The organism is Salmonella sp. 741265116_PST (genome assembly GCF_046567715.1).
GTDB classification, from domain to species: Bacteria; Pseudomonadota; Gammaproteobacteria; order Enterobacterales; family Enterobacteriaceae; genus Salmonella; species Salmonella enterica.
The window spans coordinates 1-12,641 of the sequence record NZ_JBKFPH010000037.1; the positions used below are offsets into that span (position 1 = coordinate 1).

The following is a 12,641-nucleotide window of genomic DNA, read 5'->3' on the forward strand; positions in this document are numbered from 1 at the left end:
TTGAATATCACCATCCAGCGTCGTCTGTGACGAGTCGCCACTCATTTTTGCGCCAGTACCATTCAGGCTGACGTCGATATTCCCTTTATTATGAAAGACATTTCTTTCACCATCGATCACAAAACCCACGGAGTTTGCATCGCGCACGGTCGCGTTGCCGGTGTTTTTGATTTCGTTACCCACCCCGTCAGTGACGATACCCGTCGCGCCGTTGGTGACCAGTATGTCACCTGCCTGGGTCAGGCTGCTGTTGTCGCCATTGATAACTACAGCGGCAGAGTCCGCGCCATCCACCGCGATATCGCCGGTATTGGTGATATGGGCGTCGTCGCCGTCAATTCGCGTACCGATGGCGCCGCCAGAGATAGTCTGATTACCTTCGTTGATAACGAGCGCGTTGTCGCCATCGATATACAGTGCCGTGGAGTCCGCGCCGCTGACGGTGGTGCTCCCGGCGTTATCGATAACCACGTTGTCGCCGGTAATGTGGCCGCCGGTGCCGCCATCGGTGATGGTCATATCACCGTCATTGTTGACGCGGGCGTTATTGCCGTCAATGACGGTGCCGGTGGAGCCTGCGCCGCTGATGTTAGAGGTACCGGTATTCTTAATCGTGGCGTTGTCGCCGTCGATGATGATGGCGGTGCCGCCGTTGCTCACGGTAATGTCGCCGGAGAAATCGGTGGTGGTTCCGTTGCCGGAAATCAGCGCGCCGGTGGCGTTGTCCACCGTTGAGTGGCCCGAAATGGTGTTGGTGGTGCCGTCGCCGGAGATAACCATGCCGGTGGCACCGTCGGTCACACTGGAGTCCCCGGTGAGCGTGTTGACGGTTCTATCGCCAGAAATAATCACACCGGTGCGATCCTGGCCGCTGATATCCATGCCGCGATCGGAGTTATGCGCCTGGTCGTCGCCGCTGATAACTGTGGTTTCATCGTCGGCAATAATCAGATAGCCACGGCTGTCGTACTTCCAGTAGAGACCGTTTTCCTGGGTGCCCTCAATCACGGCGGCATTGGCGTCGGTCACGTCCCAGCCGGTGACGTTTAGCGTTTTGCCGTCCGGGGTGGTGAGCTGCCACTGGTTGTTCTGTTCTGAATAATTCCACACAGCACCCTCGAGAACGCTGCCGTTATCCAGTTTGAAGCTATCGAAGGCCAGGGTGTCTTTGCCTTTATCGATGGTGACGCCGTTGCTGAAGGTAATAACAGAGTCATCTGGGGGCGTGTCGTCGTCGTCAGGCGGGGTCACATCGTCATCGCCGCTATCATCAGGCGGGGTCACATCGTCATCGCCGCTATCGTCGGGCGGGGTTACATCGTCATCGCCGCTATCGTCAGGCGGGGTCACATCGTCATCGCCGCTATCGTCGGGCGGGGTTACATCGTCATCGCCGCTATCGTCGGGCGGGGTCACATCGCCATCGCCGCTATCGTCGGGCGGGGTCACATCATCATCGCCGCTATCGTCGGGCGGGGTTACATCGTCATCGCCGCTATCATCGGGCGGGGTCACATCGTCATCGCCGCTATCATCGGGCGGGGTCACATCGTCATCGCCGCCATCATCAGGCGGGGTCACATTGTCATCGCCGCCATCGTCAGGCGGAGTGACGTTGCCGCCATCGTCAGGCGTAGGGGGGGTGTAAGAATGAGTGGAATCTCCGCCACCGTTATTTTCAACGCCAATAGCCACGCCCGCGGCCAGCGCAGCAACGCCGCCAGCAACCCAGCCCCAGTGATTATCTTTTTCAGGTAATGTAGCAAGGCAGGCCGGTGAGAGTTTTGCGCGTTTTTCTTTAGGCAGGGAGGAGATATTACTGGGACATTCTTTTTCATCATCATTATTCTCTGCGGCGATGGCCGGAATGTAATAACTTTGCAGCGTTAAAGCGATAGCGATAGAAATAAGTTTTTTCTTTTGCATAGGGCTCATCCTTAATTAATATTTCCTTGCGTACTAAACATATGCAGGTAGCGATACAGGCAATGATGAAATGGCCTGAAGAAAATTATGCTTTAGTGTTTATTTTATCACCCGATAACCAGGTCAGGTCAAATTGAGTGCTTAACGGTGTTATTTATTGGGTGAATGAATTATGGGTGAATTTGACGAATAAAAGGGTTTTTACGCAATATTATTACTATTTAAATTCGTATGGTTTATTTAAGATGGATTGCTTAATTCACTTTTAAGTAAAAATAATTTGAGATTACGGGTGGTCGTAAAATAAAGCCCTGAATAACAGGGCCTTATTTTAATTAATGATTAGAGAACCAATTTAATTTATCGCGTAAGCCAACGACCCGGCCAACAATAATCAGCGCCGGGCTTTCAACCTGTTGCGCTAATTCACCGAGCTGCGTCAGCACACCGTGGACGACGCGTTGCTTCACGGAGGTACCGTTTTCTACCAGCGCAACCGGCATATCGGCCTGCATACCGAATGCGATCAGTTTTTCCTGGATAGTCGCTGCCTGATTAAGCCCCATGTAGAACACCAGCGTCTGTTTTTCTGCCGCCAGGTTTTCCCAGTCCAGCTCGCCGCCGGTTTTCAGGTGACCCGTGACCAGACGTACGCTCTGTGCGTAATCGCGATGGGTCAGCGGAATACCGGAGTAGGCGGAGCAGCCGGAAGCCGCGGTAATCCCCGGCACTACCGAGAAAGGAATACCGGCATGACACAGCGTTTCCAGCTCTTCGCCGCCGCGACCAAAGATAAAGGGATCGCCGCCTTTCAGGCGTACCACGCGTTTACCTTTTTGCGCTTCACGCAGCAGGATCTGGTTGATTTCCTCCTGTGGGACGCAGTGATAACCCGCGCGTTTCCCCACAAAGACCCGATCGGCATCGCGGCGTACCAGGTTCATAATGTCGTCGGAGACGAGGCGATCGTAAACCACGATATCCGCCTGTTGGATTTGTTGTAACCCTTTCAGCGTGAGCAGTCCGGCATCGCCCGGCCCGGCGCCGACCAGCACGACTTCGCCACGGTGATCCAGCGGTTCGCTAAACAGATGTTCGGTTGTCGCATTAACCGCTTTCTCATCGGCATTCGCCAGCGACTGCGCCAGCCGGTCATTGACGAAAAATTTTTCCCAGAAGCGACGACGTTCGCCCATCGTGGCAAACTGCTTTTTCACTCGGGCGCGAAGTTGCCCGGCATAGCGCGCGACCTGCCCCAGATGCTGCGGCAGCAGCGATTCCAGTTTCTCGCGCAGCAGACGCGCCAGCACCGGGGAAGTGCCGCCCGAGGAGACGGCGACCATCAGCGGCGAGCGGTCAATAATGGAGGGCATGATAAAGCTGGCGGCTTTCGGCGCATCCACCACGTTGCAGAAGATGCGGCGTGACTCCGCCGCTTCGCTGACGCGCTGGTTGACGGTATCGTCGTCGGTGGCCGCGATCGCCAGCCAACACGAGTCGAGAAGCGTTTCGTCGAACGGTCCCTCAACCAGAGTCAACATGCCTTCATTTGCCCATACGGTGAACTGTGGAATAAAGGTTAGCGCATTGACCGTTAAACGTGCGCCTGCTTCCAGCAATAACCGTGCTTTGCGTTCTGCGACATCGCCACCGCCGACGATCAGACAGTCGCGGTCGCGTAATTGACAAAATATAGGCAAATGGTCCACGACATTACCCCTTAATTATTGGCAGCAGCCTCTGGCTGATTGATTTTTGCCGGAGCCGGACGCTCCGATTTCGGCGTAGCATACCAATAACCCAATCCCATGAACACGACGCCGGACAAAGTATTGCCCAGAGTGACCCATAACAGGTTGTGTCCGATTCCGGACAGGGTATAGGCGTCGCTGTGATGACCAAACCAGGAGAGGGCGAACAGCGTCATATTCGCGACGGAGTGCTCGTAGCCGGAAGCGATAAACGCCAGCAGGCACCACCAGATAGCAAGAAATTTCGCCGTGCCTTCGGTGCGGATCGCCATCCAGATTGCCAGACAAACCAGCCAGTTACACAGCGCGCCTTTGAAGAACAGTACCGTGGCGGGCGCGGTGGTTTTCGCCAGCGCGACTGAGTGAACGATGCTGGTATCGACCGGCAACAAACTGCCGCCGCCCCAGCTGTAAAGCAGGGCGACAAACACGGAACCAACCAGGTTGCCGAGCCAGGTTTGCGGCAGGATAGCCCACATTTGACCGTGGCTGATGGTGCCTGCTTTGACGCCCAGCGTCAGGAACATGGTGTGGCCGGTAAACAGTTCAGAACCCGCGATGATGACCAGCGTTAAGGCGATACCAAAGGTGGCCCCCATCACCAAAGGACGCACGGACGGGTCGAGCAGATTACCGAGGGTGAAAATAAGAATAATGCCGAGACCGACATAAGCCCCGGCCATTGCCGAACTGACCCAGAAGCCGAGCGGATTATTCGCCGACAGGCGTGCGATGCGCGCAGCGTTAGCCGCACACTTATTAATAGTGTCTGTAAACATTTGATTATCCTTGAAGTACAAAAAATAAAAAAATCGTAACCGTAGGCCGGATAAGGCATTTATGCCGCCATCAGGCAATGTGCTTTTGCAATTGCCTGATGGCGCTACGCTTATCAGGCCTACCAATAAAAGACCTACAAATACGTCAAAAAAGGGGAGGCGTTGCGCCTCCCAAAAATAATTAACCGCGCAACTGCACCACGCCGTCTTTTACCCGCACGTCGTACTGTTTCACAGAGAACTGCTCATCTTCCATGCACAAACCATCGCTCAGGCGGAAGCGCTGTTTCTTCAGCGGGCTGGCGACCCACAGTTCGCCCTGGTGTTCCGCAATCAGCCCACGAGACAGCACACTGGCCTCAAAGAACGGGTCGATGTTGCTGATCGCGAACACCTGATCGCTATGGTAAGGACGGAAAATCGCCACTTGTTCGCCGCCTGACAGCGCGCAGACGCCGGTTCCCGGCAGAATGTCATCGATTTTGCAGATGTTTTGCCACTGGCTCATGCGTTTTCCTCCACCAGAGTGACCGGGATACGTTCATACGGCGTGGCCGGACGATGCTGTTCGCGTTCCGGAACAACCTGAACATTTGGGTCGCGCTTGTCGCTGTTGATAAAGTGTTTGAAACGAACCTGTGCGGATGGGGTGTTGACGGTCTCCGTCCACTCGCAGACCACCGCTGCGCGCAGGCGGGCCATCTCTTCTTCCAGATGTTCGTTCAGGCCCAGCTTGTCGTCGATGATGACCGATTTCAGATAGTCGATGCCGCCTTCCAGGTTATCCAGCCACGGCGCGGTACGGGTCAGCTTATCGGCGGTACGGATGTAGAACATCATAAAGCGGTCGAGATACTTGAGCAGCGTTTCGCGATCGAGATCGGCTGCCAGCAGATCCGCATGACGCGGTTTCATGCCGCCGTTACCGCAAACGTACAGGTTCCAGCCTTTCTCAGTGGCGATGATACCGACATCTTTACCCTGCGCTTCCGCACATTCACGGGTACAGCCAGAGACGCCGAACTTCATTTTGTGCGGGGTGCGAATGCCTTTGTAGCGGTTTTCCAGCTCCACGCCGAAACCGACGCTGTCGCCCACGCCGTAGCGGCACCAGGTGCTGCCGACGCAGGTTTTCGCCATCCGCAGCGCTTTGGCGTACGCGTGACCGGTTTCGAAGCCCGCTTCAATCAGTTGACGCCAGATTTCCGGCAGATCGTCTTTTTGCGCGCCAAACAGACCGATACGCTGAGAACCGGTAATTTTGGTATAGAGGTTAAACTCGCGGGCGATACGCCCCACGGCCACCAGACCTTCCGGGGTGATTTCACCGCCAGCGGAGCGCGGGATCACCGAGTAAGTACCGTCTTTCTGGATATTCGCCAGGAAGTTGTCGTTAGTATCCTGTAGCGGCGTGTGCTGCGGCTTGAGGATGTATTCGTTCCAGCACGACGCCAGCAGCGAACCGACGGTCGGCTTACACACTTCGCAGCCGTAGCCTTTACCGTGTTTCGCCAGCAGTTCTTCAAAGGTTTTAATGCCTTCCACGCGGATTAAGTGGAACAGCTCCTGACGTGAGTACGGGAAGTGTTCACACAGGTTGTTGTTAACTTCGATACCCTGTTTCGCCAGTTCGGCGTTCAGTACCTGCGTCACCAGCGGGATGCAGCCGCCGCAGCCGGTTCCGGCTTTGGTTTCCGCTTTCAGCGCCGCCACGGTATGGCAGCCTTTATTGATAGCGGCGATCAGATCGCCTTTAGTCACATCGAAGCAGGAGCAGATCTGCGCGCTGTCCGGCAGTTTATCGACGCCGATAGAGGGTTTACCACTGCCCGCATGCGACGGCAGGATCAGCGAATCCGGGTTTTCCGGCAGTTCGATAGCGTTCAGTACCAGTTGCAGCAAATTGCCGTAATCGCTGGTGTCGCCGACCAGTACTGCGCCGAGCAGCGTTTTGTTATCTTCGCTGACAATAAGACGTTTGTAGACTTCTTTGCTTTCATCGAGGTAAACGTAGCTACGCGCGCCCGGCGTGCGGCCATGCGCGTCGCCGATGCCGCCGACGTCCACGCCCAGCAGCTTCAGCTTGGCGCTGAGATCCGCCCCTTCAAAGGCGTTTTCACTGCCGAGGATATGGTCAACGGCGACCTGGGCCATTTTATAGCCTGGTGCGACCAGACCGTAAACGCGGTTGTTCCAACTGGCGCACTCGCCGATAGCGTAGATATTCGGGTCGGACGTTTGGCAGGTGTCGTTAATCACGATACCGCCGCGCTGCGCGACGGCCAGACCGCACTGGGTAGCCAGCTTGTCGCGTGGGCGAATACCGGTAGAGAAGACGATAAAATCGACTTCCAGCTCGCTGCCGTCGGCAAAACGCATAGTCTTACGCGCTTCGTTACCCTGCTGAACAATCTCTTGCGTGTTTTTACTGGTGTGTACACGCACGCCCATGCTTTCGATCTTGCGACGTAGCTGCTCGCCGCCCATCTGATCGAGCTGTTCCGCCATCAGCATTGGCGCAAATTCAATGACGTGCGTTTCCACGCCGAGGTTTTTCAGCGCGCCAGCGGCTTCCAGCCCCAGCAGACCGCCGCCGACCACCGCCCCGCGCTTGCTGCGACGGGCGCAGGCTTCGATAGCGTTGAGGTCTTCAATGGTACGGTAAACGAAGCAATCCTGGGTTTCGGAGCCTTTAATCGGCGGAATCCACGGATATGAACCGGTCGCCATGATCAGCTTGTCATAATAAACGGTACGACCCGCACTGGAGTGAATCACTTTCTCCTGACGGTTAATGGTAATTGCGCGTTCGCCAACCAGTACCTTCACGCCGTGCTTCTCGTAAAATCCTTCACGCACCAGAGAGAGCTCTTCCGCGGTGTGGTGAGAGAAGTAGGATGACAGGTGGACACGGTCATAGGCTTTACGGGGTTCTTCACAGAACACGGTAATGTCGAACAGGCTAGCGTCGGATTTATCAAGGAGATCCTCAATAAAGCGGTGGCCGACCATACCATTACCGATAATAGCGAGTCTGACTTTGCTCATTTTTGCCTCGATTTCTTTTCTATTACCGCCTACCTTAACGATTCAGCAACCCCGCTTATTGATGTAAATCAAATTCACCTTTATATACCTCTTAATGGGTATATGGCTGATTTGTCTGGATTTTTATAAGTGACGGAATTGTCAGGTTTTTCAGGTTTGTACAAATAACATACAAAATGAGGGGTTTTTAGACCAACAGGCCTACCTCGTCAGGAGGGGGGGTAGAGTGCCGGAGGGCGACGTCGCCTTATCCGGCCTACCAACAGCTTACGCTGTAGGCCGGATAAGACGCATCGCGTCGCCACCCGGCAAGGATTATCAATGCGTAGCCGACGCGCTATGCTGGCGATGACGGGACACAAAGCCGAGCGCAAAGCACATCACAAAGACCACCGCATACAGACCATTCGCGGTGAGTAGCGCCGCCTGTGGACCGCTGTGCGCCACAATTGGGCCGGTGACGACGAAGGTCAGCATCGTTCCGATAGTGCCGCAGGTCAGAATAAAGTTAACCAGCTTAGGCGAGGCCACTTTCGTTTGCTGCGATCCCAGCGTAATGATGGAGGTATAAATGGCGCTGGAGAAGAAGCCCAGCGTCAGAATAAACCACGGCATATGCGCCTGCGTGCCGGTAATAAACAGATACATCAGTACCGCCGCCATACCCGCCAGTACGGTCAGAATGCGTTGCAGATCGAAAAAGCGCAGGATAAAGCTGAACGCCCACATGCCGAACATATAGGACATCCAGAAATCACTCACCAGCGCCCCGGCATCATTCAGGCTCATGCCGAGGCCTTTGGCGTATTCCGGCACCCAGGAGATAAAGCCCAATTGACCGAGGATATAGCACAGCGCGGCGACGGCGAGAAACAGTACGCCAATGCCCCATTTTTCTTTGACGACAGGCGCCTGAGAGTGCTGCGCATGTTTACCCAGCGCCGGAAATTCACAGCCGAAGGTCAGGATGAAAATCGCCAGGTAGACCAGGCCGATGCAGGCGTAGACCCAGTACCACTCAATACTACGCGCCAGCAGGAAGGCGGCGACCATAGGAAAAATCATCCCCGCCATGCTGAAGAAGGAGTCAGTAAACAACAGTCGGGAACCGCGCTGACGCCCTTCATACAGCTGCGTAATCAGGAAGGTGCCAATTGACATGGTGATCCCGCTGACCAGCCCCAGCACAAACATCGCCGCTGAGAACAACGCCAGGCTGTGGCTGAACATCAGCCCGGCCACCGCCAACACCATCAGGATAAAACCAAAGCGTAGCTGTGTTTTCAGCGGGATGATTTCCATCAGCCACGCATTGAGGAAGATCGAGATCAAAATCCCGGCGTTCAGAAAAGTAAAGGTGTTACTCATGCTGGAAACGGGCAGCTGAAAATAGTCTGCGATATTTCCCATCACCATCCCGGTGACAATCACCAGCGCCCCGGTCAGGGCGTAGGAAAGAAAGCTGATCCATGTGAGCTTGATGCGGTTGCTGTTAGTCATGTCTGGCCTTGAAGAGAAGTGAAGCGCGTGGAGGGCGCGTTAAGCGGGCAGATTTTAGGCGCTTTTGTGATGCATTTAAATAATTATTAGTGATAGCAATGTTCATTACATTTTTTAATGTGATGTTTATCACATCATATTGCAAGAATACAGCGTTGCGTCGTAACGTTACATTTGTTTCATATACGTAAAATTAGGTAAAGGGCTGGCCTGGCCCAGGAAGGCTCTTTAAAATCATTCCACTTGCTTTATTTCTGCTCTCTTTAAGGAAATCTCATGCTCAAATCGACTCTGGCGGCTGTCGCAGCTGTTTTCGCTCTTTCTGCTCTTTCTCCCGCAGCGTTGGCAGCAAAAGGCGATCCTCATGTGCTGTTAACCACCTCCGCCGGGAATATTGAGCTGGAGCTGAACAGCCAGAAAGCGCCGGTTTCTGTGAAAAACTTTGTCGATTACGTCAACAGTGGTTTCTATAACAACACTACGTTTCACCGCGTTATTCCTGGCTTTATGATTCAGGGCGGTGGTTTTAACGAGCAGATGCAGCAGAAGAAACCGAATCCGCCGATTAAGAATGAAGCCGACAACGGTCTGCGTAATACTCGCGGCACGATCGCGATGGCGCGCACCGCAGATAAAGACAGCGCCACCAGCCAGTTCTTTATTAACGTCGCGGATAACGCTTTTCTCGACCACGGCCAGCGCGACTTTGGCTATGCGGTATTTGGTAAAGTGGTAAAAGGTATGGATGTCGCCGATAAAATCTCGCAGGTACCGACGCACGATGTCGGGCCTTATCAGAATGTGCCGACAAAACCAGTCGTTATCCTTTCCGCGAAAGTCCTGCCATAAAACATGCCTGCGCGGGCGCGAGCCGCCCGCGTTTTCTCCCTGTCTCAGCGTAACCTGAAATTGCTGCTTATACTTGTGGTCAAGCACAGACATATTCAGGGAGGCCAGGTGAAGAAACTTACCGATAAACAAAAGTCACGCTTTTGGGAACAGCGGCGCAACGTTAACTTCCAGCAAAGCCGACGTCTCGAAGGTATTGAGATCCCCTTAGTAACCCTGACTGCCGATGAAGCGCTGGTACGTCTTGACGAGCTTCGGAGGCACTATGAGCGATAAATTTGGCGAAGGGCGCGATCCGTACCTCTATCCGGGGCTGAATGTGATGCGTAATCGGCTGGGGATTCATCAGGCCCAGCGACTGGCGCAAGCGGCATATGAAATGACCGCGCTCCGTGCCGCCACGATTGAACTGGGGCCGCTGATACGCGGCTTGCCTCATCTGTGCGCGATTCATCGCCAGCTCTATCAGGATATTTTCGACTGGGCAGGGCAACTGCGGGAGGTCGATATTTACCAGGGCGATACCCGTTTCTGCCACTTTGCCTATATCGAAAAAGAGGGCAACGCTCTGATGCAGGATCTGGAAGAAGAGGGCTATCTGGTCGGTCTGGCGCACGAGAAGTTTGTCGAGCGGCTGGCGCATTACTACTGCGAAATTAACGTGCTTCATCCGTTTCGTTTGGGGAGCGGGCTGGCGCAGCGCATCTTCTTTGAACAACTGGCGTTACATGCAGGCTATGCGCTGAGTTGGCAAGGTATTGCGGTTGAAACATGGAAGCAGGCGAACCAGAGCGGCGCGATGGGCGATCTCTCCGCTTTGCAGGCGATTTTTCAGAAAGCGATAAGCGAAGCTCGCGAAACTGAGTAAAATAGTGCGGTTCTACTCACCCGGAGCCGCCATGATCCTGCTTATCGATAACTATGATTCCTTTACCTGGAACCTCTACCAGTATTTTTGTGAACTGGGCGCGGAAGTGCAGGTCCGGCGCAATGATGCGCTGACGCTGGCGCACATTGACGCTTTGAACCCGCAAAAAATCGTTATCTCTCCTGGCCCCTGTACGCCGAATGACGCTGGCATTTCACTGGCGGTCATCCGCCATTATGCCGGACGTATTCCGATGCTGGGCGTTTGCCTGGGTCATCAGGCGATGGCGCAGGCCTTTGGCGCGTCGGTGGTGCGGGCAGCGAAAGTGATGCACGGTAAAACGTCACCTGTTACGCATAATGGACAGGGCGTGTTTAGGGGATTGCCCAGCCCGTTAACCGTGACACGTTACCACTCGCTGATTGTCGACCCTGCCACGTTGCCTGAGTGTTTTGAGATCACCGCCTGGAGCGAAACGCAGGAGATTATGGGCATTCGCCACCGCGAGTGGGATCTGGAAGGCGTGCAGTTCCACCCGGAAAGTATTCTCAGCGAACAAGGACACGCTCTGCTGGAAAATTTCCTCCGGCGTTGATTTGTGGTTGCTATTGAGTGATTTTTTATTCATATTTTGTGATTATAATTTCACTGGTATTTCTACTTAACCGGGTGGTAATGATATGGCAACTGAACAAACGGCTATTACACGCGCAACTTTTGATGAGGTGATTCTGCCTGTTTATGCACCGGCGGACTTTATTCCGGTCAAAGGTAAAGGCAGTCGCGTATGGGATCAGCAGGGTAAAGAGTATATCGATTTCGCCGGCGGGATTGCAGTGACTGCGCTGGGCCATTGCCATCCGGCACTGGTCGAGGCGCTGAAATCCCAGGGGGAAACCTTGTGGCATACCAGTAACGTTTTTACCAATGAACCGGCGTTGCGTCTGGGACGTAAACTGATCGACGCCACGTTTGCCGAGCGCGTGCTGTTTATGAATTCCGGCACCGAAGCGAACGAAACCGCTTTTAAACTGGCGCGTCATTATGCCTGCGTGCGCCATAGCCCGTTCAAAACGAAAATCATTGCCTTCCATAACGCCTTTCATGGCCGTTCCTTGTTTACCGTCTCTGTCGGCGGGCAGCCGAAATATTCCGACGGCTTTGGGCCGAAACCCGCCGATATTATTCACGTTCCCTTCAATGATCTTCATGCGGTGAAAGCGGTAATGGATGACCACACCTGCGCGGTGGTGGTCGAGCCGATTCAGGGTGAAGGCGGCGTGCAGGCGGCTACACCGGAATTCCTCAAAGGGTTACGCGACCTGTGTGACGAGCATCAGGCGTTGCTGGTGTTTGATGAAGTACAGTGCGGGATGGGGCGCACCGGAGACCTGTTTGCCTATATGCACTACGGCGTCACGCCGGATATCCTCACCAGCGCCAAAGCGTTAGGCGGCGGTTTTCCGGTGAGCGCCATGCTGACCACGCAGGAGATCGCCTCGGCTTTCCATGTCGGTTCGCACGGTTCAACCTATGGCGGCAATCCGCTGGCCTGTGCGGTGGCTGGCGCGGCATTCGATATTATTAATACGCCAGAGGTACTACAAGGCATTCACACTAAGCGGCAACAGTTTGTGCAACATTTGCAGGCGATTGACGAGCAATTTGACATTTTCAGCGATATTCGCGGCATGGGGCTGCTGATTGGCGCGGAACTGAAGCCGAAGTATAAAGGTCGGGCGCGCGATTTTCTGTGCGCAGGCGCGGAGGCCGGCGTGATGGTGCTCAATGCCGGAGCCGACGTGATGCGTTTTGCCCCGTCGCTGGTGGTGGAAGAGGCGGATATCAATGAAGGAATGCAGCGCTTTGCGCAGGCGGTAGGGAAGGTGGTGGCCTGATGGCGGATTGCCGGATAAACGT

At 54.6% G+C, this 12,641-nt stretch carries 10 protein-coding genes and 1 pseudogene; 5 read left to right on the forward strand and 6 right to left on the reverse strand.

Annotated features, from left to right (window positions below; all coding sequences use genetic code 11):
* From ACLD11_RS19160 to tsgA, 6 genes and pseudogenes are all read right to left on the reverse strand, one after another.
* A pseudogene (locus ACLD11_RS19160) lies at window positions 1-1,935 on the reverse strand (autotransporter adhesin BigA); the annotation flags it as partial.
* A gap of 326 nt (window positions 1,936-2,261) precedes the next feature.
* The gene (gene cysG, locus ACLD11_RS19165; protein ID WP_000349904.1) at window positions 2,262-3,635 is read right to left on the reverse strand and encodes a siroheme synthase CysG; all 1,374 of its coding nucleotides are present in this window, start codon (window positions 3,633-3,635) and stop codon (window positions 2,262-2,264) included.
* 11 nt (window positions 3,636-3,646) lie between these two features.
* A complete protein-coding gene (nirC, locus tag ACLD11_RS19170; RefSeq protein WP_000493571.1) occupies window positions 3,647-4,456 on the reverse strand; it encodes a nitrite transporter NirC in 810 nt (269 codons plus the stop codon).
* Between the two features lie 181 nt (window positions 4,457-4,637).
* Window positions 4,638-4,964 (reverse strand): nitrite reductase small subunit NirD, encoded by a 327-nt coding sequence (gene nirD, locus ACLD11_RS19175; RefSeq protein WP_411015261.1) that lies wholly within the window; start codon window positions 4,962-4,964, stop codon window positions 4,638-4,640.
* On the reverse strand, window positions 4,961-7,504 hold the full coding sequence (gene nirB / locus ACLD11_RS19180) for an NADPH-nitrite reductase large subunit (protein WP_411015262.1): 2,544 nt from the start codon (window positions 7,502-7,504) through the stop codon (window positions 4,961-4,963). The genes nirD and nirB overlap by 4 nt, the downstream gene beginning before the upstream one ends.
* A 318-nt stretch (window positions 7,505-7,822) precedes the next feature.
* Complete coding sequence (tsgA, locus tag ACLD11_RS19185; protein ID WP_183058790.1) at window positions 7,823-9,004, reverse strand: MFS transporter TsgA; 1,182 nt, start codon at window positions 9,002-9,004, stop codon at window positions 7,823-7,825.
* Window positions 9,005-9,280: 276 nt separating this feature from the next.
* Between tsgA and ppiA the strand changes: the two genes are divergently transcribed.
* The 5 genes from ppiA to ACLD11_RS19210 all read left to right on the forward strand — a co-directional run bounded on the left by ppiA (window position 9,281) and on the right by ACLD11_RS19210 (window position 12,619).
* Entirely contained in the window at window positions 9,281-9,853 is a 573-nt protein-coding gene (gene ppiA, locus ACLD11_RS19190; protein WP_000920478.1) for a peptidylprolyl isomerase A, read from the forward strand.
* Window positions 9,854-9,961: 108 nt separating this feature from the next.
* Entirely contained in the window at window positions 9,962-10,129 is a 168-nt protein-coding gene (locus tag ACLD11_RS19195; protein ID WP_001521109.1) for a YhfG family protein, read from the forward strand.
* On the forward strand, window positions 10,119-10,721 hold the full coding sequence (locus ACLD11_RS19200) for a putative adenosine monophosphate-protein transferase Fic (RefSeq protein ID WP_001280665.1): 603 nt from the start codon (window positions 10,119-10,121) through the stop codon (window positions 10,719-10,721). The genes ACLD11_RS19195 and ACLD11_RS19200 overlap by 11 nt, the downstream gene beginning before the upstream one ends.
* A 31-nt stretch (window positions 10,722-10,752) precedes the next feature.
* The gene (gene pabA / locus ACLD11_RS19205; protein ID WP_000601879.1) at window positions 10,753-11,316 is read left to right on the forward strand and encodes an aminodeoxychorismate synthase component 2; all 564 of its coding nucleotides are present in this window, start codon (window positions 10,753-10,755) and stop codon (window positions 11,314-11,316) included.
* 85 nt (window positions 11,317-11,401) lie between these two features.
* Window positions 11,402-12,619 carry an aspartate aminotransferase family protein gene (locus tag ACLD11_RS19210; protein WP_411012353.1) on the forward strand — a complete coding sequence of 406 codons (1,218 nt, stop codon included), beginning with the start codon at window positions 11,402-11,404 and terminating at the stop codon, window positions 12,617-12,619.
* Window positions 12,620-12,641: the final 22 nt, after the last annotated feature.

Bases quoted from the DNA above. Each gene is read 5' to 3' on its own strand.
- nirC (WP_000493571.1), bottom strand. From the start codon at position 4,456: ATGTTTACAGACACTATTAATAAGTGTGCGGCTAACGCTGCGCGCATC.
- nirD (WP_411015261.1), bottom strand. From the start codon at position 4,964: ATGAGCCAGTGGCAAAACATCTGCAAAATCGATGACATTCTGCCGGGA.
- ACLD11_RS19210 (WP_411012353.1), top strand. From the start codon at position 11,402: ATGGCAACTGAACAAACGGCTATTACACGCGCAACTTTTGATGAGGTG.
- ppiA (WP_000920478.1), top strand. From the start codon at position 9,281: ATGCTCAAATCGACTCTGGCGGCTGTCGCAGCTGTTTTCGCTCTTTCT.
- tsgA (WP_183058790.1), bottom strand. From the start codon at position 9,004: ATGACTAACAGCAACCGCATCAAGCTCACATGGATCAGCTTTCTTTCC.
- pabA (WP_000601879.1), top strand. From the start codon at position 10,753: ATGATCCTGCTTATCGATAACTATGATTCCTTTACCTGGAACCTCTAC.
- ACLD11_RS19200 (WP_001280665.1), top strand. From the start codon at position 10,119: ATGAGCGATAAATTTGGCGAAGGGCGCGATCCGTACCTCTATCCGGGG.
- nirB (WP_411015262.1), bottom strand. From the start codon at position 7,504: ATGAGCAAAGTCAGACTCGCTATTATCGGTAATGGTATGGTCGGCCAC.